Raw genomic sequence first — 26017 nt, forward strand, 5'->3', positions numbered from 1 at the left:
AGACGTGAAGGAGAAGACCATGAGCGATACACATCCGGAAGAAACTCCGCAGCCTAGTGGCTGGACGATGGGAGAAAGCTCCGCTGATAGCTCAAACTTAACAAATTCTCCTCAGGCTGGATACGGACAGCCCACCTCTGCACAACCAGGGTCTCAGCCAGGTTATGGGCAAACAGCCCCCACCCCAAGTGGTTACGCACCCGCGGATTTAACACAACCTGGATACGGGTATCCCACTACCTCACAACCTGGATACGGGTATTCCACTACCGCACAACCTGGATACGGTTATCCAAATGGTTACGGCTCCGAGGGTAATACGCAAGCAACAGTCCGCCCAGGTAACTTCACGTGGGCACAAGCAAAACCAGGAATTATTCCAATTCGCCCGCTGCAATTAGGCGACCTCTTTTCAGGGGCCCTTTCACTACTGCGCTACAACCCTAAGCCCACCTTAGGAATCCCCGGGCTAATCATCGTTATTGGTATAATTTTCAGCACCTTCTTTTTCATAGTCTCAGGTGTGCCCCTGGTGCAATCACTCGATGAAAATAGCCCCAACTTAGCTGCAAGCTCAATTTTGGGAATTAATTTATTTCCAATTTTGCTCGCCACCTCTCTTTCTTCCGGACCACTCTCGATTGTCACAATTGAGGCAGTTAAAGGCAGGAAAATTTCCATCAGTGAAACCTGGGCTGCGTTTAAACCCAATTTATGGAAATATCTTGGAGTTTCCCTTTTGACATCACTGATCGTGTCTTTAACCACCGGCGTGGTTATAGGCATCAGCTCAGTGGCTCTACTGGCTATCTTCATAAATTCCGCTACAAGTTCCGATATTTTAACTGCAATAATTTTCTCTATATTCGCTTTCTTACTAATCGCGCTTTTCTCTTACGGTTTATACATGAAGTTCGTTTTCGCACAACCAATTTCTGTAACTACTAATTTGGGTGTGCTTAGCAGCATAAAACGCGCCTGGAAGCTATCTAACAAAGGTTTCTTACGTCTAGTAGCTCTGGGACTGATCTTCATGTTTGCGCTTAATATCGGGCTTTCCTTGCTCCTTGGTCCCTTCAGTGTAATTTTCTCTATACCTTTATTCCTAGTGAATAATCCAGCATTTGCCGCCGGAGCACTGGCTTTTATCCCCCTCATCTTCAACGCAATCACTACTTTCATAACCGTCCCTCTTTACACCAGTTTCCACACGCTTTTATACGTTGATCAGCGCATCCGGTTAGAAGGCTACGATATTGAGCTTCTAACCTCAGGGGAATTAAAATAAGGTAAAATCCGATGCTCCCTTTATTCACTATGCTGTCCACTATTGAAGACTACAGCCCAGATCCAGACAAGCTCCAAAAAGAACTAGTAGACGAAGCTACCCGTTGGGAATACCTATCAAAAAGAAACTGGATTGAGGAAATACTAGACATAATTTTTTCTCCTCTACGGCACTTAACAAATACTGCCGCCAGTACCACCAGTATTATACTTACGATTTTTTTCGTCACCGTTCTTTTAACCCTAATCACGTGGATTGCGTACACCTGGCGCCCTCGGAAAAAAGAAATTGTCGAAGAACAAGAAGAGCAGCTAATCGACCCCCGGATTCCTCCCGAAAAATACCACCAGTGGGCTTTGCAACTGAGAGAAACCAACCCGGACGAAGCTGTGAAGAATGCTTTCCGTTGTGCAGTAGCCACTTTGGACCGCGCGGAAATTATTGTAGTTACTCCCGGACGCACAGCTGGAGAAGTTGCCCTGCTAATGCGGAAAAACTACCCGGACTTAACTCAAACTATTAACGCATCTGCCCTGGCTTTCAACACGGCTGCCTACTCCACCTTGCCCGCTCCCAGAGTAGATGTAAATGCGGTAAATACTGTGCTGATTTTAGCTGATGCGCTCAGAACCCGAATCGAAGCAAATGCCACCGCAGCAAATATCATACCCCCAGAAATACCTAGCCCCCAGTGGGAGGTGAACCTGTAATGAGCGAGCCTAGTTTAGCAACCCCCGTTTCCAAAAGCATTAAAGAACACCTTAAATCTTGGCGCACCTGGGCAACGGTAATGATTGTTTTCATGACCCTCACCATCTTGCATGTGGTAACCAGCCAAACCCCGGAAGCCCAGCTCTCCCCCTATTCCGCCGCTCCCTCCGGAACCAAAGCTTTCTTTAAAATCCTCAGTAAAAATGCTGAAAGCGTCGAATATTACACGGATGCTTACGCTGCTCCCGAAGCAGATGAAGATACCACCGTCGTAATCATAAATAGTACCCATACAAGCCCTTACGACATAGCAAAAATCTTCGAAAAGTCTTCTCAGGCTCGGCGGATTGTCTTAATCGGTATCTCAGATACTGCATTAGAAGAGGTGGGCATAGTAGTAAAACTATCCAGACCCAATTTCGATCAGCACGAAACGCTACAAAAAGGAATCTGCCCCGTTGATATTTTCGGCCAAATTGATGAAGTAAGCTCCACCCAACGCGTTTACGATTCTAGTTTCCATCGCCCACCCTATCAGTGCTTCCTCAAATACGGGCAGTCACCGATTGCAATCTGGCCAGCAAATACAACCACGCACTATGATCAGAAAACTATCTCCCACCCGCAGATTGTTGGTTTTGCTGACGGCACATGGTTCACCAACCGGAAAACTATCGATCATCAAAATGGGGCTTTAGGGATCACCGTAATAAACCGTACTCCAAAAATTCAGGTCTACTATCACAGTTATAATACGTATACTGACCCAGGTTCTGAGGGGAATAGAAACCCCGACGAAACCTTGCAGGAGTTCTTCCCCCTCTGGGTAGCCCCGGTTGGTTACCTGCTGATTTCTGCTATGCTCTTCGTCATCGTTGCACGTCGTAGAAGATTCGGAAGATTAGCTTATGAAAAACTCCCCGTCACTGTTAAGTCTTCGGAAACTATCCAATCTCTGGGGCGTTTATACGCGCAAAATCAATCAAACAAGCATACCGCTCACCTACTCCAAACCGATGCTGTTCGGCGGTTACGGAGAGTGCTTTACCTGAACTCACAAAATACGGACGCTGACTTAGTACACGTAATTTCAGTTCGCACCAATAGAACTCCCGCAGAAATTAATCAACTTCTGTTCCAGCCTTTCAACGGTTCAGCTAACGAACTTGTAATATTCAATAAACAACTCGATGCCCTTATCCAGGAGGTCACAAATGTCTGATACGCCAACCACCCCAGCTGCTCCCCTGCCAGCTGACGCTTCCACACAAGCTCGTGACGCTCTGCTTCGAGTACAAGCGGAAGTTTCTAAAGCAGTAGTTGGGCAAAATGTGGCTGTAACCGGTCTGATAATTGGTCTACTCTCCCAAGGGCATGTCCTTTTAGAAGGCGTTCCCGGCACTGCGAAAACCCTGCTTATCAGAGCCCTCTCTAAAGCCCTCTCAATAGAATCTAAACGTGTTCAGTTCACCCCAGACTTAATGCCGGGGGACGTAACCGGTTCACTAATGTACGACCGGGCGGAAGCCGAATTTAAATTCCGTCCCGGCCCGGTATTTACCAACCTCCTGTTAGCTGACGAAATTAACCGTACCCCTCCTAAGACTCAAGCGTCTTTGTTAGAAGCCATGGCTGAACGTCAAGTTACTGTAGATGGCCAGGCAATGCGACTGCCCTCCCCCTTCATGGTTGCTGCCACACAAAACCCGATTGAACAAGAGGGAACTTACCCGCTTCCTGAAGCCCAGTTAGACCGTTTCTTACTGAAGTTAAAACTGGATCTTCCTGCACGTAATGAAGAAATTGAGATTGTTAATCGTCACGCCGCCGGATTTGATGCTTCCAACCTTGATGCGGCCGGTCTACGTCCAGTTGCATCTGCAGCGGATATTGAAGCGGGCATTGCCGCTGTGAAGCAGGTTTCTATCAGCCCTGAAGTTTCCGGTTATATTGTTGATATTGCCCGAGCCACCCGAGTGTCCCCTTCCCTTTCCTATGGAATGTCCCCTCGTGCTGCGGTGGCTTTGCTGGCAACTTCTCGCGCTTGGGCTTGGCTTTCTGGCCGTGACTTTGTCACCCCAGATGACGTGAAAATGCTGGCTAAACCAACTATTGCGCACCGTTTAGCACTACGCCCAGAAGCAGAACTAGAAGGTGTGAATATTGAAAACGTACTTAGCTCTGCATTGGATTCAGTACCGGTACCGCGATGATTATTAGCTGGCGCACGCCAGTGCTGGTCCTTTTAGGGCTACCACTGGTTGTATGGAAACCAACGATTCTTACAGTGACCAGCTGGTCCCTGTTCGTAGCTTTACTTGTTCTTATTGACGTGCTGCTGGCTCCCAATCTTCGGTTGCTCAGCATCCGCAGAGAACAGCCGAAAACAGTACGTGCCTTGCAGCCGTCTGCTTCAATCATTGAGCTGCGCAGTCCGAAAAAAATGAAAATCCAAGTCCGGGACGCTTGGCAGCCCAGCGCCCAAGCTGGTTACCCGAACTTAGAAAAGCACTTTGGAAATCGGCATACAGTCCAGTTGCTTCCAGAAGAGCCAAGCTACGTGGAGACTCCTTTACTTCCGGCGCGGAGAGGAAAGTTGTGGGCAGACCATGTGACAGTGCGTTCCTGGGGGCCATTTGGTTTAGGTGGCAGACAGCTTTCCTTTAAGACTGCTACATTTTTAGAAGCCCTCCCTGCATTTCCGTCAATCAAACAGCTTCCGAGGGCGCTGGCGAAACTACAAATCGCCGAGGGGCAAGCGTTAGCTAAACAGCGTGGGCAGGGAACTGAATTTGATTCACTGCGCGAATGGGTTGATGGTGATGATGTACGTTCGATTGACTGGCGGGCAACCGCCCGCCACGGGGAATCTATTATAGTACGCACTTGGCGCCCTCAGCGGGATCGTCACATTATGATGCTGTTAGATACTTCCCGAGTGTCAGCAGTGCGTTTAGGGGATGTTTCTCGTTTGGATGCGCAAATGGATGCAGCTCTTTTACTTGCTGGTGTTTGTGCTAAAGCAAATGACAATATTTCTTTAGTGGCTGGCTCTCAAGCTGTGCGCGCCAAGTGTATTCTTCCCCAGCGCAATCAGGTGTTAAATGCCATGTCTAAAACCATGACTGAGCTGCCGGCAGAGATTATCGAAGCTGATTGGAATAAATTGGCTCACTCGTTAAATGAGTTCGGTAATAAGCTTTCCCTACTGGTGATTTTCTCTCCGGTGGAACCGCATATTCTGGAGGCTTCTTTGCTTCCAGTTTTAGCTACTTTACGTAAGCGCACTAAGGTACTAATTGCTTCAGTTATCGACCCTGATTTAACGGATTTAACTGAACAACGTAATTCTAAGACTGATCTTTATACCGCTGCCGCAGCGATCTCAGTGCGAGATGACCATGAAAAAGCTCTCCAAGGGTTACGAACTGCCGGAATTTCAATTGTGGAGGGAACTCCCCAGTCACTTCCTATGAAGGTGGTTGATCATTATCTACTGTTGAAATCCCAAGCAGAACTTTAAATTAAAAGAAGATTCTATAGGCGTTTTTGTTTCGCTTATTTTGAAAGGATTGTCATGGAAACCCAAAATCACTTAGTTGCTGACGATATTATCGTTGGCGAGGGGGTGGCTCTGGATGTCCCCAAGGCAAGCCCTGTTCAACGTATTTCCGCAGCCCTGATTGACGCTTTTATCACTGTTTTGCTTATTAGTGCGGTTTTTTATACTTTTTCCAATTACCTTCTTTTCAGTAACGCCGCTATTGCCCGCACCATTTCAATTAGTGTGATTGTGTTCTTCCTTGTAGTTATGCCCACGTTAATTGAAACGCTTTCTAAAGGTAAATCTGTGGGGCGGTTCATCATGGGGACGCGGGTGGTACGCACTGATCATGGGGCGATTTCTTTCCGACATGCTTTTACTCGCGCCATGATTGGAGTGATTGAAATCTGGTTATCAGCTGGATCTATTGCCGCGGTAAGCGTGTTTTTTTCAAAACATGGTTTGCGCGTTGGTGATTTCGCTGCGGGCACGCTGGTAATCGTTGATCGGATCCCGTTGCGGCTTACCCAGCCGATCTTGATGCCTAAAGAAATGGAAGCTTGGGCAAGTTCTGCTGATATTGGGAGTATTCCTACCCCTACAGCTTTAAGTGCCCGCCAGTTTTTGCTGCGTAAAGACACTCTAGCGCCAGCTTCACGTCAGGAAATTGGTTTACAGTTAGCCCAGCAACTACAAGAATTCGTTTACCCACTTCCCGCCCAAATGCCTCATCCGGAAGTTTTTATTAGTGCGATTTTAGCTGAGCGTAGTCGGCGCGCCACGCAGCGGGCTTTAGCTAATCAGAAGATTGCGCGGACGCTTTTAAGACAGTGATAGTTTATGCTCCGGTTAGAATTCTAGGTGATAGGGAATTCCGGGGCCCTGTTTGCTGGTAGCGGTTTGGATCGCGTTTTTCATTTGCTGGCGGCTTACTTTTTGTCCATCTTTCACGGTGAAAAGCTGTTTCATTCTGGCTAATTTTCGGCTGGCGACAGCCAGTAGTACATCTTTGTATTGTTCTGCGCCATGGAGTTTTCCAACAACATCTGTTCCCAAGTCGCGGTGGCTGAAATCGCAGGGGACTTCCTGGACGGTAAAGCCAGCTCTTAGCAGGTCAATGGTCATGCCTACTTCCACTCCCCAACCGTTTGCAAATGGCATGACCTGATCCAGGGCTTGGCGGGTGATTAAGCGTTGGCCTGAAAGGGGGCATTGTGGTTTCCACCCGGTGGCTCGGTAGATTGCTTTGCGCGCTAGTTTGACTGCGGTTTTGTTCTTCGGTTGTTTCGCCGGAAGTAGGGTGGCTATCGCGCAATCGACTTGGCCGGTTTGGAGGATTTCTATTAGGGCAGTTGCTTCTACTGCTGAGTCTGCTAAGTCTGCGTCGAGAAAGAGAATATCCCGGGGTTTTCCATTTTCGAGGTCGCGCATAGCAGCAACTTTCACTCCGGTTTCCATAGCGGATGCTTTTCCACGGTTCACTGCGTGGCGGACTACTACGGCTCCGGCTCCGCGAGCGTAGTCTTGGGTGTTATCTGCTGAACCGTCATCTACTACGATGAGTAAGTCTACGCCCGGGAGGGCGCGGCAGGCGCGCACAGTGGCGGCGATTCGTCTGGCTTCATTATGAGCGGGGATAACTACTGCGATTTTGTTTTGCCGACGGGTGGTTTCCATGGTTGCTCCAGTAAGTGCGTCCAGGCTGGGGATTATTTGTCCGTGGGTTAAGTGAATTTGTGCCCCGAGTTTCCTCGGGGCTTTTCACTTTAGCGGAGTGAGACTTGGCGTGAGACCAGTCCGGCGCGGACTCTCCGTTCGGTTTCACTCAGTGGTTCAGTTGTTTGTAAGGCTTTTTCGAGTTCTTTCTCCAGAGTTTGTACTGCGTCTGTAAGTTCTTCTGCGTCTACTTTTTCTGGGAATTCAAAGACGGGGATAGATAGTCCGGCGGCACGGAACGCGCCGATACAGCGGGAGTTGCGTCCCAGGGTTAGTTTATCGGCTGCTCCTAGGCGGGCGAGGGCGGTAAGTAGTTCTGTTTCGTCCTCGTCACGGATCCAGCGTACGAAGATTTTGGTCATGTCGTGCCAGTAGGTGTGGTTGGTACCGGGGATTGCTTTGGTGGGGATAAGTTCGGTGGCTGATTCTTCGATTGCGGCTTTGGCTTCAGCGGCTTTTGCTGAGCCGGGCGCCAACCAGAATCCCAGGTCGCCTTTGAGTTCCAGTTTGTCGTATTCGGCAACGATTTCATCTAAGCGGGGGCCGGCTACGCGGACATCTACGGCGATTACGGCTGGTTCGGCTTCTCCTGCTTCAACCAGTTTTGCGTGATCGAGGGCAGCTACGATTGCAACTCCCAGGTCGTGGCTGTTGTCGCCAGTGCGGGAGCGGGTTTGCAGGGCGATGAGGATTTCACCATCGGCGCGGATCATCGCAGTAGCGGCATCTGGGAGGACGGTTACAAAGGTGATTTCTTTTTCGCCGTATTCTTTGGTTAGTTTTGCTTTAAGGGTGGCTGCGGGGAGGATTTCTCGCATGGCAACCAATTCGCGTTCTGCGGGTAGCCCAGCAAAGGGGCGTGCTACGTGGGGGATTACTGGCAGGGCTGGTTTGATTGGTCCGGTTACTTTTTTACGGCGAGAGGCTTTGCCCATGTTTTTCTTCTTTCTGTCCAGTTTTTCTTTCCCGAGGGCGGCGCCCCACGGTACTGGTTAGTTTTACGGTTTCGCCTTATTTTACCGAGTTTTTGAGTGCTTTTACAGGTGGGGTGGTTAAAACTGTGACAAATCGTTTTCTTCCTGCGAAAATGGGTTTATGCATGAAAGAGCGGGCACTGTTGCCAAACCAGAAGATTTAATTAATGTTGAAGAGCTTTTAAACTCGTACTACGAGTTAGAGCCTGATGTGAATGTGGCTGATCAAAAGGTTGTTTTTGGAACTTCCGGTCACCGCGGTAGTTCTTTGGATCGGGCTTTTAATGAGGCTCATATTGTGGCTACCACGGCTGCGATTGTTGAGTATCGCAAGGCGCAGGGGTTTGATGGCCCTTTGTTTATTGGACGTGATACTCACGCGTTGTCTGAGCCTGCGTGGCGGTCAGCTTTGGAAGTTTTAGTTGCCGCTGGGGTTGATGTTTATGTTGATAGCCGTAACTCTTATACTCCTACTCCCGCGGTTTCTCACGCTATTTTGAAAGCTAATGGGGCGGGGACTCCAACTGGAGTGCGTTTGTCTGGTTCTGGTTTAGCTGATGGGATTGTGGTGACTCCGTCGCATAATCCTCCGCGTGATGGCGGGTTTAAGTACAATCCTCCCCATGGTGGTCCAGCTGATTCTGACGCAACCAGTGTGATTGCTGCTCGCGCAAATGAGATTTTAGCTTCGGGTTGGTCTGCGGTAGCTCGTTACACGGCAAATGATTTGTTGGAACACCCGCGGGTGCATCGCTATGATTTCCGCGCTAATTACGTTGCGGACTTAAGTTCCATTATTGATATGGATGCGATCCGTAATGCTGGCGTGCGTATTGGAGCTGACCCGCTTGGTGGCGCTTCGGTAGATTACTGGGCGGCCATCGGTGAACACTACGGTCTGGATCTAACGGTGGTTAATCCGAAGGTTGATCCTACGTGGCGTTTCATGACTTTAGACTGGGATGGAAAGATCCGTATGGATTGTTCCTCTCCTAATGCAATGGCTTCGTTACGTAAGCTGATGACTCCGGATGCTTCTGGGAAGACTCCCTATGATGTGGCACATGGTAATGATGCGGATTCTGACCGCCATGGGATTGTTACTGCTGATGGTTTGTTAAATCCTAACCATTATTTGGCGGTGGCTATTGAATACTTATTTAATCATCGCCCTAAGTGGCGTAAGGACTGTGCGGTGGGTAAGACTTTAGTGTCTTCCGCGCTGATTGACCGAGTAGTGGCTGATTTGGGTCGCGATTTGGTGGAAGTTCCGGTTGGTTTCAAGTATTTCGTCCCCGGTTTGCTGGATGGTTCAGTTGGTTTCGGCGGGGAAGAGTCTGCGGGAGCGTCTTTCTTACGTAAGGATGGGACTGTGTGGACTACCGACAAAGACGGAATCATCCTGTGCTTGTTAGCTGCTGAAATGATTGCTGTTACCGGCAAGACTCCTTCACAGTTACATAAAGAGCAGGTGGAGCGCTTTGGGGCTTCTGCGTATGCGCGGATTGATTCAGCAGCTACGCGAGAAGAAAAAGCGAAATTGGCGAAGCTTTCACCTGCTGATGTGACCGCTACTGAGCTGGCCGGTGAAGAGATTACGGCTCGGTTAGTTGAAGCTCCAGGAAATGGAGCGGCGATTGGCGGGCTAAAGGTAACTACTGAGAACGCTTGGTTTGCGGCACGTCCATCTGGCACGGAAGACGTATATAAAATTTATGCGGAAAGTTTCCTGGGAGCAGACCATTTGGCGCTGGTACAAGAGCAGGCGAAAGTGGTTGTTTCTGACGCTTTAGCACAGTAGTTTCCCAGTTTTATTTGGATTAGGGAGTGACTCGTAGATGCGAGTGACTCCCTTTTCCTTTTACCACACGATAGATAATGGAATACTTCTCCACTTGTTTCTCTGGATCCCAAACGGCTTGGCGCGTGACTGCTAATCCAGCAGGGCTTTGGCTTTGTTCCAAGCTCACTTCAATCTTTTCAGGAAAACTTTATGAAAGTTTACAGGTTTTCAAGTAAAAACTCCCATCCCAAGGTAAGCAGTATCTCACCACTGTCGAGGGTAATTAATTCCCGGCATACCGCTAGAATTTGAATGTGCTGAAAAACTATCGTGAAATCTTAAGTATCCCCGGAGCCTGGCAATTTTCTGCCGCCGGACTAATTGCGCGTTTCCCTATGTCTATAGTTGGAATCGCGCAAATTCTCATGATTACTGCCCTTTATGACTCTTATACTTTAGCGGGGCAAGTCAGCGCAGCCAGTATAATTTCCTATGCGATTTTCGCTCCTCTCCTGGCCAAACTCGTAGACCGCTACGGGCAAGCAAAAATAATGACACCAGCTTTAATAATCTGCGTCACCGCCCTGGGGTTACTAATCAGCAGCGCCTTTCTTAAAGCAGCTCCGCTCTATCTTTACCTCTTCACTTCAATTGCCGGAGCTTCTTCAGGATCACTGGGAGCCTTAGTCAGGTCGCGCTGGACTATGGTAGTGAAAACTCCAGCGCAAATGCACACTGCCTACGCTATGGAATCCACCATCGACGAATTCGTGTACGTTGTGGGTCCCGTTTTAGCTACTCTCCTAACCACCAGTATTCACCCCGCTGCCGGTTTAGTTCTAGCAATCACTTTCACGCTCACCGGTGGAGCCTGGCTACTGAGCCAAAAAGCCACTGAACCACCCGCAAATGTAAAGCAGATAAGTGGACCGCAAACGCAGATCATTCTCCACCCGTTAATCCTCTCCCTCGGACTGGTATACCTATGTGCGGGAACAGTTTTCGGTTCCATCGACGTAGCCGTAGTGGCCTTCACTGACGAACTCGGAAATAAAACCATGGCCGGCGTCCTCCTGGGAATCTTCGCCGCCGGATCAATGGTTGCCGGACTTCTCTACGGCTCCCGCACCTGGCGTTTTCCCCTATGGAAACTATTCGTCTTAGGCGTAACCGCCCTGGCAATTGGAACTACTCTCATCACCTTCTCAAATACAAACTTCTCCATGGCGCTAACCATGTTCATCACCGGCTTCACTATCAGCCCCACCATGATTAACGTAAACACCATGGTGCAACGCACCGTTTCTGCAAACCAACTCACCGAAGGCCTCACCTGGATGTCCACCTTCATGTCCATCGGCATTTCCTTAGGGGCGGCACTCACCGGAAGAATCATTGACCACACCAACTCAGCCGGTGGCTTCACCGTCGCGATTGTAGCCGCCTGGGTAATGGCTACTATCACCCTAGCAGCCATTCCAATTCTGCGAAAAGCCTCCCAAGCAACTGACGTAATGGGAACACACTAATCTGCTAAGCTTCCTCTAAATACTGTTTTCAACACAATCAAAATTCACAAAGGACACCAGCTTGGACCTGCTAATCAGTTTACTCCCCTCCCTCATGTTCGGAGGTATGAACGTATTAACCGGATACATCGGCGGAAAACCTCGACAACAAAACCTCGGGTTAGCTTTGGGAGCTGGCACTCTCTCCCTGTGCCTACTTCCCCTCATCAACCACAGCTGGTCACTGCACACATTCACCCTTGGTTTCCTCGGAGCCGTGTTCTGGTCCTGCGGTCAAGTATTTCTTCTCCTAGCATTCAAATACCAAGGCGTCTCCAGATCCATGCCCGTCATTGTCGGCGTGCAACTTGTACAAAATGCTCTAATTGGAGTGCTCCTATTAGGGGAATGGCGTTCCCCCATAGCTTTCACCCTGGGATTCACTGCCCTGACTATGATTATCACCGGCATCTACTCCACCAGTTGGCATGAAAAAACCTCCGTCCAAACCGGAACTTTCAACCTTAAAAAAGGCATGACCGCTTCGATTATTTCTGGAATGTTCTACGCCATCTATCCGGCAATGTTCCAATACTATAAGCTTCCCACCGAAGACGTACTGGGCCCTATGGGAATCTCTATCCTCACCTGCGGAATCATCTTCACCGTACTTTTGCGCCCAATCGACCCCGTTCCAGTCCTAAACCGAAAACTAACTTTTCTAATGGTTCCCGGCATGATGTGGGCCTTAGGTAACTTAGCGTTACTTACTTCCGCGACCAAACTGGGCATTGCCACCGGCTTCACCCTCTCACAGCTAGGGGTAGTTATTTCCACCCTGGGAGGAATCTACATTCTGGGAGAAAAACGAAGCCAGAAAGAAAAAATCTTCGTATTTATAGGCATTGCCCTGGTAGTAACCGGTGGAATCCTATTAGGTATAGCCAAAAGCTACGAAATTAATTGATAGGCTATTAAGGTGATTCTTACAGCAGTAACCCGTTTCGGAGACTTCTTTAACGCCACCATCGCGCAACTAATGCACGAGCTAGGTTGGCGTCCTGAAATGATCGGCTACGGCGGTGTAGGGTCAGAAACTGAAGCCCGCATCATTGGGCGCGCTCTCATGTCCCCCACTCCTTTCGAAGAACGTTTCGAAGCCTGGGCAAAAAATGTTGGGGTCCCCACTGTTCACGACGTAGCAGAACTGGCTACCTCAGTGAAACTTCCCGGCGTGAACCTGATAGCCGACGCCCTCGGAGAAAACTATCAATCCCCCAGCGGCGACCCAACTTCTTCCGACTCGCGTGGCGAACGGGGTTGGCGCCAGTTCATTGACGCGCAAATCCCCTTCCAACCCGTCTTAGTAACCCTCGGAAAAGCTCGCAAAGTCCTCAACGCTGACCGAGGTGGCTACGTGGATGTAGTCCTCAAAAATCACGCGCTGGAACCCGGCTGGCAAATCGCCACCATCCAAGCCTTAGACGCAAGAGCCGTGGAACGCGGGGATAAACGCGTGCGAGCTTCCAAACCCATGCTGGTGCCCGTGCGGATTATTTCCACCCAAGAATCGCATGGCATTATTTCTGACGTAGATGACACGGTAATGATTTCTTGGCTTCCACGCCCCATCGTGGCCGCTAAAAATGCTTTCTTCACCTACGTTTCAGACCGGCAGGCAGTTCCGGGAATGAGTAAATTCCTGCAATTCCTCTCCCATTCTCACGCCACTAAAACCTTGGCAGATTCAGAACAGGTGAAGAAATTCCTGCCTCCTACCGTCTATCTTTCAACCGGCGCTTGGAACGTAGCGCCCAGTTTGCGGCGTTTCCTGGCCCGCGGTATTTTCCCCGCTGGCATTCCTCTGATGAGCGACTGGGGCCCCTCCCAAACTGGTTGGTTCCGTTCCGGCCCTGAGCATAAGCGAAAAGAACTACGCCGACTAACCCAACTGGCTCCGCATATCAAGTGGTTCCTAGTAGGTGACGACGGTCAGCATGACCCGCAACTTTACGCCGAATTTGCGAAAGAATTCCCAGATCGCGTAGCTGGGATTATGATTCGCACGCTCACTCCCGCTGAGCTGATTCTTTCTTCTGGCAAGCCCAGTGCCTTAGGGCAGCTTTCGCAGGTTTTCGAGGGCGTTCCCGATACTATTCCCGTTTACGTGGGGCATGATGGTTTTGATTTAGCTCGTCAAGGTCGGATTAGTGGTCTTATAAAATCAAGCTACCGGTAAACGCATTTACCGTTGGTTTCCTAAGCGACTAAAAGCGACCTCGGTTTTCTGCTTTTAACCCGACTTACTGCTGGTATACCTTATTCCACGGCGGGACACTTCGCCAGCACCGCAATCATCGTTTCTTTCTCAGCGGAAGTAACCGACAGCTCCCACTTAGCTTTCACCCTAATCTGCCTAGCCACATAAGCACAGTGATACTGCGAGTTAGGCGGAAGCCACTCGTCCGCACGTTGCCTTCCCTTATCCTCATTCGCGTAACCAACTACTGCCAGTAGATTCTCAGGGTCGTTCGCAAACTCTACTCGCTTAGCAAAACCCCACTGGTAAGCCCCGGCTCGCCAAGCGTCCCCCAAAGCAACCACATGGTCTATCTGCACTACAGGGGAAGTCTCTGGCCCACGAACAAAATCTATTCGCTTTCCCGTATACGGGTCCTCTAAGACACCCCGATTAACCACACAGTTACGAGGGCGCCCCTTTTTGAACTCTACCTGCGTTAAATCTCTACGCAGAACATCATTTCGAGTATCACACCCATTATTATCCGTATCCTCCCAGCTTGGCCCGAAAACCTCTCTCCTATATTCCGGGGCTTGCTCTTTATCACGCACCTTTAGAGACAGCAAAGCAGTTTTCGCCTGCGAAGCCGGTAAATCTTCAACTCGTTTTCCCCAAAAAAGGTTTCTGCCAATAGTTGGATTCAGAAGAAAAAATAACACTAAGGCAAGCAAAGCTACTACTGCGTAAATAAAAAGGTCTGCTTTGGAAACCCCAAATTTAGCTGACTTTTTTGGAGGATTATTTCCAGTTGAAACCATTTTCACCGCCCTCGAAAACTATTCTATCCACAGCCACTTGTGGAAAACCTGTGTATTTTTCTGAAATCTGTGGAAAAACCAAGTGAAATTGTTAATTTCCCCAGCGGGCGCGAGACTTAAAATTCCGCAAGTCCAAAGTCCACTCCGGATTAGTTGGCAACCGCCACTTCCGCCAATGCGCCAACACTGTGAAAGACGAACCCACAATAGTTGCCACCAACATTCCCAACATCGGCAACTCCAAATAGAAAAACCCAATCGTAATCAACGAAGCAACAAAAGCTGGCGTCGCATAAAGATTATTCCCCCCAAAAACCATGGGAACACTTCCTGAAGAAACATCGCGGATCATGCCACCCCCCACAGCTGTCATTACCCCCAGCATCAAAGCCGGCATCACGCCAAACCCCAAACTAAGCGTCTTAATCGCACCCGTTGCTGCCCAAGTACCCAAAACCACTCCGTCAGCGAAAATAATCATTCGCACCGACCACTTAGAATCTAACTTCCACAAAAACGCAATCAAAGCACCGGATAAAGCCGTCACCAAATAGTAAGGGTCCGTCAATGCCACCGGCGGGCCAGCTTGTAACATTACGTCACGTACAATCCCCCCACCTAAAGCAGACATGATTGCCAACACCGCAAACCCCACAAAATCAAAATGTTTTTGCCGAGCAATCCGACCGCCAATAATGCCGTTTAAGAAAACTCCCGTTAAATCGATTACTCGAAATAAATCCGGCAAACTCTCATTTAAATAATCCAACCAAGCGTATCCAGTCACCATCAGCAATCACCAACTAACCTATTGCCGCTACCCCAAAAATCCAACCCAAAAAGTAAGTCACCGCCGCAGCCCCGTAGCCAACCGCCAGCTGACGAACCCCCCGCAAAAACGGTGGTTTCCCTGACAAAATCCCCACTATTCCCCCAATCAGCAGTAAGGCAACTCCCACCAGTGCGGTAGCCACCACCACCCCAGTTAAACCAGAAAGCCCAAATAAGAAAGGAAGCAAAGGAAGTAAAGCACCCGTAGCGAAGAAACAGAAAGAAGAAACGGCAGCACTTAAAGCCGTACCAATTGAAATATGCTGATTCGTGGCGGTACGCGCATAATTACTGCCCAGCATCGACATGCGAGTTACCATAAAACCGGTAGAAACATCCGTTTCGGGTTTGTTAATCGCTGCAAATAACGTAGCCGCATGAGAAGCAGCTTGCTGCGGAGAATCTCCGCGAGCGCGAAACACCAGTTCTAACTCATTCGCATTCACATTTAGTTTAGTTAAGGCGCGGTGAGCTTGAGGATCTGGGTCTGATGCTTCCAACAGGTCACGTTGGGAAGCTACTGAAATGTACTCTCCTGCACCCATTGAAAGTGCGCCTGCTAAAAGACCCGCTAATCCGGTGATTATTACTATCAGGTTAGACGTGCCAGTGGCGGCAATTCCTAATATTAGCGCCAGGTTAGAAACCAGTCCGTCGTTGGCGCCGAAAACTGCGGCGCGGAAAGTTCCGGACATATTTTCGCGGGAGCGGGCTGCTAAAGCGCGGACAACTTCTTCATGAATATGCTCATCAGCAGCCATTTCGGCAGTTGCGTCACTGTCCGTGTCGTAGCCGCTACGCTGTTCGGCGCGTTGGGCTAGGGCGAGGACGAAAATTGAGCCGAAAAGTCGCGCTAAAGTCGCTAGGATTCGTGAACCTACGGGGGGTTTTGGTTCCGGGTGGGCGTGTTCACCCAGTCGGTCACGCCAATACTGCTCGTGGCGTTTTTCGGCTTCTGCTAATCCGCGGAGGATCTCAGCTTCTTCCCCGGTGCGTTTCGCCGCCATTTCCCGGTAGGTTCGCCCTTCCATGCGTTCTTCCGCCATGTAGCGGCGCCACCGTTTAATTTGTTCGGCAGTGGGTTGCCCGGCTTTTTCTTCAGTCACGCAAAATCCTATTTGTTTTCGGTATTTTGGTTTTGTTCTGAGGATACTTCTACTTCAACTACTTCCGCTTCAACGTATTCAACTCGCGTTTGGGATTGTCCGAAAAGTTGTTCTTTTACCAGGGAAACTACTTTGTCGGTGGCAGCTTCTCCGCCTTTACGAACTGCGTCTGAGACTTTTTCAGCGGCAGCGTCTAAGGGTTTGGAAACGAGTTTATTTTGGCGTATTTTTGTAGCCCAGGTGCGCAGTTGTTCATAGCGTTCTTTCCCAGCGCGAGTTCCGAGCACGTATCCTAAACCGGCTCCAACGAATAAACCGAACTTAGTTCCCATTCTGCTTCCTCTCTTAGGCGTTATTTGTTCTCTTTGAGTTTATCTCACTTCCCCAGCTCCATAAATGGGATAAACCTTTTATTATGGGTCTGTACTTAGTATGTAACAGCTTGTCACTACCCCAGCAAAAGCTCGTTGAATCACGTAATCTTAAAGAGTGAGTGAAATCAGCATCCCCACCCCGCGAGGTAAGAATCTTTCCGGCACTTTCGTCAATCCAGTTGACGCCACTGATTGTGCTGTGATTTTTTCGCATTCGTTTTTAGCTGACCGTCATTCTGGTGAACATTTTGACCGGTTAGCAGCCGCCTACCGGGCGGCTGGTTACGCGACTTTAGAGTTTGATTATTCTGGGTGTGGTACTTCGGACGATGACGTAATCACCTTACAAAATCAGGTTGAGGATCTTCATTCTGCCTCTAACTGGTTGGCTGACCAGGGGTTTGACCGGCAGGCGTTACATGCGCACAGTTTCGGGACGCTTCCCGCGTTGAAAGCTTGCCCGGCGCGGGTGGAAACGATGGTGCTTACTTCTTTAGTTGCCGGTCAGTTATCGATTCCGTGGAATCTTATTTTTGATTCGTCGCAATTGGACGACCTCGAGAAATTAGGGCACGCGCGGATTCCTGACGATTCTTGTGCGGAGCGGGATTTCTTTGTGATTTCTCGGCAAACTCTGCTGGATCTGTCTTTGAATCGGACGGAAGATATTTTCGCAGCTGTTAATGTTCCGCTGCTGATTATTCACGATTTGGCTGATGAGGATCGTGGTTTACTTGAGCTGACCGAGGGCGCTAAAGAGCTTTTCCCAGCTGGTTCGCATTTGGAAATTACTCGCAAGTATCGTTTTGGGTTGGGCGAGGGCGCAGATTTCTTAAAGAACCAGTCTGTGCAGTGGGTGACGCAGCATTTGCCTGTGCGCTAAGTTTACTAGCTGTTCCCGCTGCTAGCTGTTCCGGCTGGGTTTATTAATGTTCCGGCAAGGTTTTTTAGGTGTTTGCTTTAGGGTAAGCCGTTCACCAGTTATCTGGGCGAGTTCCAAACGTCTGCACTGATTTTGCTGCGATTGAACTGGCAAACTCGATTGCCTTCACCACCTGCCCGGTGGATTGCAAGTTTCCTTGGTCAGCGCAGTACCAGGCGAAAGCCCCGTGGAAAATGTCTCCCGCTCCCAGTGTGCAAACTGTTTCTACTTGGGGCACTTCCACCTGCCCAGTTTCGTTTTCCCAAAACCAGCGAACCGACGCTTCCCCATTAGTTTGGATTACTTTCGTAATCCCAAATCCGCGTAAGAATTCAACGGTGGATTCTAACCCTCCTCCTAAAGGAGTGGTGAAATCTGCAGAAATAATCGCAACGTCGATGAAGGGAAGGAGCGAGGGTAGCCAAGGTTTCCAAGAGCCGCCATCAAGAATCCGCAGATAGTTTGGTTTGGTTTCTACCGCTGCAAAAGGGTCAGCTGCTGCGAAAGATTCGACTGAGTGGGCCTGTGGCAGGTGCGCTTTCAAAGCCGCTTCTGCGAGTTTCGGGTTATGCCCATCTACCAGCATCACTGCGGTTGGCTGGTCATTCACCACAGGTTCCACCAGCTGCACAGTCAGTGGCAAGCGCGAGTTAGTGCTCGCTAAAGTGCGGGCACCGTTACTTCGGTTTACAAAAATCGTTGATACCGCGGTAGTGAAATCAGTTTGCGTTGCGTCCCCAAAGTCGGTGCAATCATAGGCATTTACTTGGTTTTCTTGCAGATCTGCACGGATTATTTCAGCGGTTTTTCCTTTCCCGAGGGCGCTGAGCAAACTCGTTTTAATATAAGGACGTACCTTTGTTTGATTTTGGGATGCGGCTGCTTTTTTCGCTTCCAACCGTGCAAATGTAACTGCTGCGTTAGTGGCGGGCCCGCCAGCGCAAATTAGTTGCGCTAAGGAAGTTACTTTTTGATTTTCCGCAACCGTTTTAGAAACCAATTGCGCTACGTCTAAAGTGGTAAGTCCAATGAAAACTGCTTGCATACCCCGATTATGCCATTACTGGAGGCAAACAGTACTCTAAAAAGCTCCTTCAAGAAACCCTTGTTTTCCCAAGGTACATCAACACCAAAAGCCCACAGCTTCCCTCCCGCCCACAAATTCTCAAGGTACGTCATTGCCGGAAAACCCGTAAACTAAGAAGGTGGCAGATTCTCAAGCTCATTTTTCACAAGCACGTACCTCCAGTACAGACCGGCCGGGGCAAACTCACGGCGGTAAATCAGGGGGCTTTAACCGGCGTCCTCGGAAAAATTCGCAAAAAACTCTGCCGAAAAAACAGCGTAGGCACGCGCGGAAAAGTTACTCCCCTGAACAACTAGCTGCCCGCGCCGCTTCGATTCCCGTAATTGACTATCCTGAAAACCTCCCTGTAACCGCCTTACGCGCAGAGATAGCCGCGGCAATCAAAAACCATCAGGTAGTAATTGTTTCGGGGGAAACCGGTTCAGGGAAAACCACTCAGCTTCCAAAAATCTGTTTGCAACTGGGGCGGGGCGTAAAAGGCTTGATTGGGCATACGCAACCACGGCGTTTAGCTGCCCGCGCAGTTGCTTCCCGCATAGCCGAAGAACTTTCCACCACCGTGGGGGGAACGGGCATAGTCGGATACCAGGTGCGTTTCACTGACGAAGTTTCCCAGCATACGCTGGTTAAACTCATGACTGACGGCATTTTGCTTGCCGAAATCCAAAATGACCCGCTTTTACGCCAATATGACACCATCATCATTGACGAAGCCCACGAGCGTTCACTCAATATTGATTTCCTCTTAGGCTACTTAAAGCAGCTACTTCCCAAACGTAAAGACCTAAAAGTCATCATCACCTCTGCCACTATTGACTCGCAGCGTTTCGCTAAGCACTTTGCTGATTCGGCGGGTAATCCCGCTCCGGTGATACGTGTTTGCGGACGGACTTTCCCCGTGGAAATTCGCTACCGTCCCCTAAGCCCCAGTGAACCTCCTTTACCAGCTTCACCTCAGTCCAACGCCGGGCAGGCAGCGGCTGACAATGGTAGCGAGGGCGGCTTTGAAACCGAAGAACAATTTAAGAACCTAGTTTTAGAAGACCCCGACGATGACCTGGCTTTAAACGGTTACGGCTATGGGCAAGACATTGACTATTTGACGGCTCTTTGCGCGGCGGTTGATGAGCTGTGCGAAGAAGCCGACGCTACAGCCACTGACCGTGATATCTTAGTTTTTCTTCCGGGGGAAAGAGATATTCGCGACGCCACTAACGCGTTAAAAGAGCATTTAGGGACGCGTTTCCTAAAAGCCGGGCACGCCCAAGCTGATTCTCCGTTAGACGCAGTTGAAGTCGTGCCGCTTTATTCGCGGCTTTCCGCGGCAGAGCAGCAACTAATCTTTACTACCCACCCGCGTCAGCGGATTGTTTTAGCCACTAACGTAGCTGAAACCTCCCTTACTGTGCCGGGTATAAAATACGTGATCGACCCTGGTTTAGCGCGTATTTCCCGTTATTCTAACCGCACTAAAGTGCAGCGGCTTCCCATCGAACCTGTTTCACAAGCCAGCGCTAATCAGCGAAGTGGCCGATGCGGGCGCGTCTCTGACGGGATTTGTATTCGCCTTTATGCGCAACGTGATTTTGACGCTCGCCCCCACTATACGGAACCTGAAATTCTACGTACTTCTTTAGCGTCAGTTATTTTACAGATGGCTGCTTTAGGGTTAGGTTTAGTTGAAAAATTCCCTTTTTTGGACGCTCCCGCCCCTAAAGCAATTAAAGACGGTGTGGCCCTTTTAAGTGAGTTAGGTGCGATTACCGTTGATAAGCACCAGTTGCAACTAACTAAAATTGGTAGAGATTTAGCTAAACTTCCCATAGACCCGCGGTTAGGGCGGATGCTTTTGGAATCCGTAAAGCTAAGTTGTGCTTCCGAAGTACTGGTAATCGTCGCTGCTTTATCAATGCAGGATGTGCGTGAACGCCCCGAAGCAGCTGCGGCAGAAGCTGATTTAGCACACGCCCGTTTCTTAGATCCCACGTCTGATTTCCTAACCTACTTAAACTTGTGGCGATACCTGCGGGTAAATGACCGAGAGCTTTCTAACTCTGCGCTGCGCCGACTATGTAAACGCGAGTTCCTACACTACCTGCGTTTTCGAGAGTGGGAAGATGTCGTTACTCAGCTGATCGAGTTGGCAAAACCACTAAAACTAAACTTAGAGCCACTTTCCTTACCTTCTAAAGCTGAGATTGTGAAAGCTCAAAATATGCAGGGGCTGGCCAAAGGTGATTCCTTAGCTGCGGTTAGTGCCGTGAAGTCTTTTACGGAAAAAACTTCTGCACGTAATGCTGATTTGATTCATCAGGCTCTGCTAGTTGGTTTACTTTCTAACCTGGGAGCTTATAGCCCGCAAAAAAGCGCTTACTTGGGGGCGCGGGGCACAGTTTTCACGATTTGGCCTGGCTCTGGTTTGGCGCGTAAACACTACGATTGGGTGATGGCTGCTGAGCTGGTGGAAACGTCTCGGCTTTTTGCGCGTACCGTGGCGCGGATTCGCCCAGAGTGGGTGGAGCAGATTGCCCCGAACTTAGTGAAACGTTCTTATTCTGAACCTTTTTGGTCAGCTACCCGCGGAGCTGCTTTAGTCCGCGAAAAAGTCACGATTTACGGTTTAACCCTCACTGCAGATAAAGAAGTTCTTTTAGGTAACTTACCGGCTTCAGTTAATTTGGATGCTTCCACCGGAAGTGGATTCAGTATTGGACAGCGCACCGAAACGGTAGCGCCTTTAACGCCTTTAACGCCTGCTGAAATTGCCAGAGAAATGTTTATTCGCAACGCGCTGGTGGAAAATAATTGGCGTACTCACCATAAGTTTTTAGCTGATAATCAGCGGGTTTTAGATGAGATTCATGCAGAAGAAGCGCGTCTGCGTACCGGTGGGGTGGTCAGTGAGGAAACGATTTTCGCTTTCTATGATGAGCGTTTACCTGATTCGATTGTTTCCGCAACGCATTTTGATAGTTGGTGGAAGCGCCAGCGCAATAAGCGGATTTTGCTGCTTTCTAAAAAGGCACTTTTACCTGATGCCAGTGATTTAAGTGCTGTTGATTTCCCTACGGTTTGGCGCCAAGGTGATTTAGAGTTCCCGTTGCACTATCAGTTTGATCCCGGTTCTGCCCGTGACGGGGTGAGCGTGCAGATTCCGTTGGCTTTACTTCCTCGCGTTAGTGAGCTTGGTTTCGCCTGGCTGGTTCCAGGAATGTTGGAAGAACTTTTAACTGCGGTTATCCGTGGGCTGCCTAAATCGGTGCGCCAGCAGTTAGTTCCCGCTCCGGATGTGGCTCGTCAAATAGCTGGTTGGATTCGCACGCACATATGGGGGGAAACTTCTGCCGAGGGCGAAGTTAGCGACCTGCTTTTGCCATCTACCGAAAATAGTTCTCAAGCAGATGATCCCCTGTCTTTAGAAGCCTCTTTAGCTCGTTTAGCTGACTGGGGGGCCGCCACCGGCACCGTCCGGCAAAGCAACGCAAAGAAACCCTCCCCTTCCCGAAGCGTAACACGCCGAGATGACCATACAACTCCCCGAAGCGTAACACGCCGAGATGACGAAAAACCCACCTCACCTCCGGCAGAACCACTCATTCCCGGAACCACCCATTCCCTCGAAATTCCAGACTTTCACGCAGCCTTCACTCGCGCCGTACGCACCCTAAAAGGCATTGACGTACCTTCAGAAGTTATAGCTGAAGTAGAACTACCCGCCCACCTACAGTTCACCTATATCGTGGTAGACGAAAAAGGCAAAGAACTCAAAGCCGGTAAAGACCTCTTATGGCTTCAAAAAGAACTTGCCGGACGCAGTCAAAAAGCCGTCCGTACCGCCCTAAAAACCGCTTTAGCTACCGCCCTCGAAGCCCAACAAGAACGCGGAAAACCCAAGAAAAAATCAGCTTCACCCACAGGAAAAGACGCCCCCCAACGCCCTCGGAAACCGCAAACTACAACTGACCCCAACACAACTGACCCCAACCAGCTTTTCACCCAAAACTTCACAGAAATCCCCGCGCTCACAAACTGGCCAACAACCGGCTTAACCGATGACGCACTCCCCAAAGACATTGACGCAACCGCAGTCACAGGACTACAGGTACGCGCCTACCCCGCGCTGTGCGCCAACCCCACAACCGGCTTAGAATACCGCGCCGGAACCAGTATCTTCACCACCTTAGCGGAAGCCGACCAAGCCCACCGCGAAGGACTAACCCACCTGCTCTTAACCCAGTTAGCTCTAACCCCCACCCGCGTAACCACCCGCTGGAGCGGAGCCGAAGCCCTCATGTTAGCGGCCTCCCCCTACCCAAACACACAAACCCTCGTCTACGAAGCCCACCTGGCCGCCACCCGCGCCCTCTTAACCAGCTACCCAACAAACCCAGTACTGATACGAACTCGCTCAGCCTACAACGAGTTATCCAACTGGGTGAAACAACGTTTAGAAGACAAAATCTACGAACTAATCGGCTACCTCAGCAAAGCCCTGGAAGCCTCTGCCAGCTTAGAAAACACTCGCAAAACCCACGCCACCCAGTCACTGCTAAAAGTAAATCAGCAGATAAAAACCCACGCCAACACTCTAATAAACGACCGTTTCTTCACCCACATTCCCGCTCAATGGTTACCGCACATAGCGCGCTTCATAAAAGCTGACGAACTACGCCTGAAAAAAGCCGCCCAATCCGCGAGCGCCCTCAACCGCGACCAAGAAATCCAGCAGGAAATCGCTGAGCTGGCAGCAGAAATCAACCAGCTAATGCAGGTGACTGCGCCCACCGAAACCACTCGGCAAGCCAGGCTAATCGAAGCCAAATGGCTTCTTGAAGAACTGCGCGTATCTTTATTCGCCCAAGAGCTGGGTACTTCGCAGAAAGTTTCCTTAAAGCGCCTGTGGAATCTGCTTAACTAGGGCGGGCAAAAAACTGCTTCCACCCCGCCCAGCTATACTAATAGCAGACTTAGAAAGGACTCCCATGTACTCAGAGGACACTCGGCAAACCGGTAGTGACCGTGATTTGATTGACCGTTGTTACGACCTAGACGGACGCAACTACGGAGCGTACAAGTCACTGCGCGGAGACTACGATTATCAAGACTTCACCCTCCATATTGATCGAGTCCAATCAGACCCCTACGCTCCGCCCTCGGCCCTGCGAATCACTGCCGACCCCCGCCAACTGGGGATCCCCGCGCACTTACTGGACAGCAAAGCCAAACAGATTGCGGTAGCAGATTTCCTGGCGCGGCTTTTCCATCAAGCAGTCAAACAAACTCCGGAACTTTCCATTGCTCGCTGCGGGCAAGAAATTTTAGAACGCTCTTACGCGCACGCCACCGCGAAAACCATAGAACTGCGTTTCCAATGCCAGTTTCCCGCTCGCGGGCGCACCATTTTAGGGCGAGCCATGGCGCAGCTTATGGACGTAGAAATTCCCTATACGGCGCAAGATACTTTAGATTTCACCTCCCCCGAAGCTCCTTTAGCGCAGTTACAGGAACACGTGGAAACCTACTTGGATTACCTGGCGTTGCAGCAGGCGTTGAAAGAAAATAACTGGGTGTCATTTATTGCTGACGGCGCTATTTTGCCGCGCCGTTCAGGGATTTCTGATCTGCCTTTAACTGACGCGATCGCCTTTAGCAGCCCTGCTTCTTTGCGTGCCACCGTGGAACTTCCCTATGTGGGAAGTGTAAGTGGCATGGCGCTTAAACCTGGGGTTACTTTGATTGTGGGTGGTGGTTTCCATGGGAAATCTACCCTGTTGAACGCTATCCAACGCGCAGTTTACCCGCATGTTCCGGCAGATGGGCGTCAGCTTGTTGCTACTCGCCCGCAGGCGATGAAAGTGCGTGCCGCTGACGGGCGAGCTGTCACGAAGGTGGATATTTCTCCTTTCATTACTAATCTGCCCGGGGGTGCGCGCACAACCCAGTTTTCCACTGAGAATGCGTCCGGTTCCACTTCCCAGGCTGCTGCGATTATGGAAGCCTTGGAGGGCGGTGCAGATACCCTCTTAATTGATGAGGACACCTCTGCTACTAACCTGATGATTCGTGACGCGCGGATGCGTCAGTTGGTGGCTAAAGAAAAAGAACCGATCACGCCTTTAGTGGATCGGATCAGAAGTTTAGCTGCTGCGGACGTTTCAACGATTTTAGTGATGGGTGGCTCGGGTGACTACCTGGACGTTGCTGATACTGTGCTGTTAATGGACGAATATCAGTGTAAGGACGTTACCGTTCAGGCGCACGAAATCGCCAGAGAGCTTCCCCGGGATCGTTTCGATGCAACTGAGTTTCCGCGGTTTTTGCAGCGTTACCCGCAGCCTTTAGCTTCGCCTAAGGGGAAGTCAAAGACGCGCAGTCGCGGGTTGAATCAGATTTCTTTAGACCGTGTGGATATTGACCTTTCTGACGTGGAGCAGATTGTGGATCCGGGGCAGACTGAATCGATTGCTTGGGCGTTAAGAGGTTTATTGGATAGTTCTCGGCCCACTGGATTTAGGCAGGGGCTTTCTTTACGTGAAACTGTGGATGCTTTAGATCAGGCGATTGAAACTCACGGGCTGGTTGCTTTAGGTGGCCCTGATAAACCGGCGTTTTGGGTGCGCCCTCGGAAGATTGATATTGTGGCAGCTTTAAACCGGTTGCGCACTTTGAGTTTAGGAGCGTCCGCATGAATGCGCGTCCTCGCCCAGTGACTTTTCCGCGTGTAGCTGATGGTTTCCAACCGGCTTGGAGTTGGGAGGGGCAGCGGCTTACGCACGCGTATGAAGCTCGGTTGGAGTATCTTTTTAACGCTATTTCTTTATTTCCGAACTGGACGCCAGCGATTGAGTTCGAGGGGTCGGAAGATGGTGAGGCTGTAGTTGCCTACTATCAGGACACTTCTAAGTGGCGGTATTTGTTTGCGATTGAAAATCCAGCTGAACAAGAGTGGGTGGATCAGCTTATCGCCGCCGATCAGCGTTGCGGTGTTGCCTGTGAGGAGCCGGATACTGCGGAAACGGAAGTAGTTTTAGGCATGGCGGTAGCTAAAGATGGTTTATTCGCACATTTGCAGCGGGAGCTTCCCGATACGTTTTAGGGGCGCTTAGCGGGCTG

At 50.1% G+C, this 26017-nt stretch carries 21 protein-coding genes; 14 read left to right on the top strand and 7 right to left on the bottom strand.

Translation table 11 applies throughout. The features are described from left to right. Positions 1-19: 19 nt before the first annotated feature. From NXS08_RS06315 to NXS08_RS06340, 6 genes are read left to right on the top strand one after another with little or no spacing between them, the layout of a single operon-like run. Entirely contained in the window at positions 20-1288 is a 1269-nt protein-coding gene (locus NXS08_RS06315) for a hypothetical protein (protein ID WP_259138589.1), read from the top strand. 11 nt (positions 1289-1299) lie between these two features. After that, a complete protein-coding gene (locus NXS08_RS06320) occupies positions 1300-1998 on the top strand; it encodes a hypothetical protein (protein WP_259138591.1) in 699 nt (232 codons plus the stop codon). Beyond that, positions 1998-3221, top strand: coding sequence for a DUF4350 domain-containing protein (locus NXS08_RS06325; RefSeq protein WP_259138593.1), 1224 nt, complete (start codon positions 1998-2000; stop codon positions 3219-3221). Before NXS08_RS06320 ends, NXS08_RS06325 begins: the two co-directional genes overlap by 1 nt. After that, positions 3214-4212, top strand: coding sequence for a MoxR family ATPase (locus NXS08_RS06330; protein WP_259138595.1), 999 nt, complete (start codon positions 3214-3216; stop codon positions 4210-4212). Before NXS08_RS06325 ends, NXS08_RS06330 begins: the two co-directional genes overlap by 8 nt. Further along, positions 4209-5522 (top strand): DUF58 domain-containing protein, encoded by a 1314-nt coding sequence (locus NXS08_RS06335; RefSeq protein ID WP_259138597.1) that lies wholly within the window; start codon positions 4209-4211, stop codon positions 5520-5522. Before NXS08_RS06330 ends, NXS08_RS06335 begins: the two co-directional genes overlap by 4 nt. Before the next feature lie 54 nt (positions 5523-5576). Next, complete coding sequence (locus tag NXS08_RS06340) at positions 5577-6377, top strand: RDD family protein (protein WP_259138599.1); 801 nt, start codon at positions 5577-5579, stop codon at positions 6375-6377. A 15-nt stretch (positions 6378-6392) separates the two neighbouring features. Here NXS08_RS06340 and NXS08_RS06345 read toward each other — a convergent pair whose 3' ends face one another. Both NXS08_RS06345 and NXS08_RS06350 read right to left on the bottom strand, forming a co-directional pair. Next, on the bottom strand, positions 6393-7220 hold the full coding sequence (locus NXS08_RS06345; protein ID WP_259138602.1) for a glycosyltransferase family 2 protein: 828 nt from the start codon (positions 7218-7220) through the stop codon (positions 6393-6395). 89 nt (positions 7221-7309) lie between these two features. Continuing rightward, positions 7310-8194 (bottom strand): DUF5926 family protein, encoded by an 885-nt coding sequence (locus NXS08_RS06350; protein ID WP_259138605.1) that lies wholly within the window; start codon positions 8192-8194, stop codon positions 7310-7312. A gap of 160 nt (positions 8195-8354) precedes the next feature. Between NXS08_RS06350 and pgm the strand changes: the two genes are divergently transcribed. The 4 genes from pgm to NXS08_RS06370 all read left to right on the top strand — a co-directional run bounded on the left by pgm (position 8355) and on the right by NXS08_RS06370 (position 13763). Next, the gene (pgm, locus tag NXS08_RS06355; RefSeq protein WP_259138608.1) at positions 8355-10034 is read left to right on the top strand and encodes a phosphoglucomutase (alpha-D-glucose-1,6-bisphosphate-dependent); all 1680 of its coding nucleotides are present in this window, start codon (positions 8355-8357) and stop codon (positions 10032-10034) included. Between the two features lie 296 nt (positions 10035-10330). Next, positions 10331-11545 carry an MFS transporter gene (locus tag NXS08_RS06360; RefSeq protein ID WP_259138610.1) on the top strand — a complete coding sequence of 405 codons (1215 nt, stop codon included), beginning with the start codon at positions 10331-10333 and terminating at the stop codon, positions 11543-11545. A gap of 61 nt (positions 11546-11606) precedes the next feature. Then, positions 11607-12491 carry a GRP family sugar transporter gene (locus NXS08_RS06365; protein ID WP_259138612.1) on the top strand — a complete coding sequence of 295 codons (885 nt, stop codon included), beginning with the start codon at positions 11607-11609 and terminating at the stop codon, positions 12489-12491. A 12-nt stretch (positions 12492-12503) separates the two neighbouring features. Continuing rightward, entirely contained in the window at positions 12504-13763 is a 1260-nt protein-coding gene (locus tag NXS08_RS06370) for an App1 family protein (protein ID WP_259138614.1), read from the top strand. Between the two features lie 80 nt (positions 13764-13843). Here NXS08_RS06370 and NXS08_RS06375 read toward each other — a convergent pair whose 3' ends face one another. From NXS08_RS06375 to NXS08_RS06390, 4 genes are all read right to left on the bottom strand, one after another. Then, the gene (locus tag NXS08_RS06375; protein WP_259138616.1) at positions 13844-14584 is read right to left on the bottom strand and encodes an HNH endonuclease family protein; all 741 of its coding nucleotides are present in this window, start codon (positions 14582-14584) and stop codon (positions 13844-13846) included. A gap of 91 nt (positions 14585-14675) precedes the next feature. Further along, entirely contained in the window at positions 14676-15374 is a 699-nt protein-coding gene (locus NXS08_RS06380) for a trimeric intracellular cation channel family protein (protein ID WP_259138618.1), read from the bottom strand. 13 nt (positions 15375-15387) lie between these two features. Further along, the gene (locus NXS08_RS06385) at positions 15388-16461 is read right to left on the bottom strand and encodes a VIT1/CCC1 family protein (RefSeq protein ID WP_396232258.1); all 1074 of its coding nucleotides are present in this window, start codon (positions 16459-16461) and stop codon (positions 15388-15390) included. Between the two features lie 68 nt (positions 16462-16529). Then, positions 16530-16853, bottom strand: a complete 324-nt coding sequence (locus tag NXS08_RS06390; protein ID WP_259138622.1) for a YtxH domain-containing protein — start codon at positions 16851-16853, stop codon at positions 16530-16532. 157 nt (positions 16854-17010) lie between these two features. On the opposite strand from NXS08_RS06390, the gene NXS08_RS06395 reads away from it, so the two are divergent. After that, positions 17011-17778, top strand: coding sequence for an alpha/beta fold hydrolase (locus tag NXS08_RS06395; protein WP_259138623.1), 768 nt, complete (start codon positions 17011-17013; stop codon positions 17776-17778). A gap of 91 nt (positions 17779-17869) precedes the next feature. Here the strand turns inward: NXS08_RS06395 and NXS08_RS06400 are convergent, their stop codons facing one another. Then, positions 17870-18862: a PfkB family carbohydrate kinase gene (locus NXS08_RS06400; RefSeq protein WP_259138625.1), complete on the bottom strand. Its 993-nt coding sequence runs from the start codon at positions 18860-18862 to the stop codon at positions 17870-17872. A 160-nt stretch (positions 18863-19022) separates the two neighbouring features. On the opposite strand from NXS08_RS06400, the gene NXS08_RS06405 reads away from it, so the two are divergent. From NXS08_RS06405 to NXS08_RS06415, 3 genes are all read left to right on the top strand, one after another. Further along, the gene (locus NXS08_RS06405; RefSeq protein ID WP_259138627.1) at positions 19023-23822 is read left to right on the top strand and encodes a DUF3418 domain-containing protein; all 4800 of its coding nucleotides are present in this window, start codon (positions 19023-19025) and stop codon (positions 23820-23822) included. 64 nt (positions 23823-23886) lie between these two features. After that, positions 23887-25593: an ABC-ATPase domain-containing protein gene (locus tag NXS08_RS06410; RefSeq protein WP_259138630.1), complete on the top strand. Its 1707-nt coding sequence runs from the start codon at positions 23887-23889 to the stop codon at positions 25591-25593. Further along, positions 25590-26000, top strand: a complete 411-nt coding sequence (locus tag NXS08_RS06415; protein ID WP_259138632.1) for a hypothetical protein — start codon at positions 25590-25592, stop codon at positions 25998-26000. Before NXS08_RS06410 ends, NXS08_RS06415 begins: the two co-directional genes overlap by 4 nt. The last annotated feature ends 17 nt before the right edge of the window (positions 26001-26017 follow it).

The sequence above is a fragment of the Gleimia sp. 6138-11-ORH1 genome (genome assembly GCF_024814355.1).
Taxonomy (GTDB): domain Bacteria; phylum Actinomycetota; class Actinomycetes; order Actinomycetales; family Actinomycetaceae; genus Gleimia.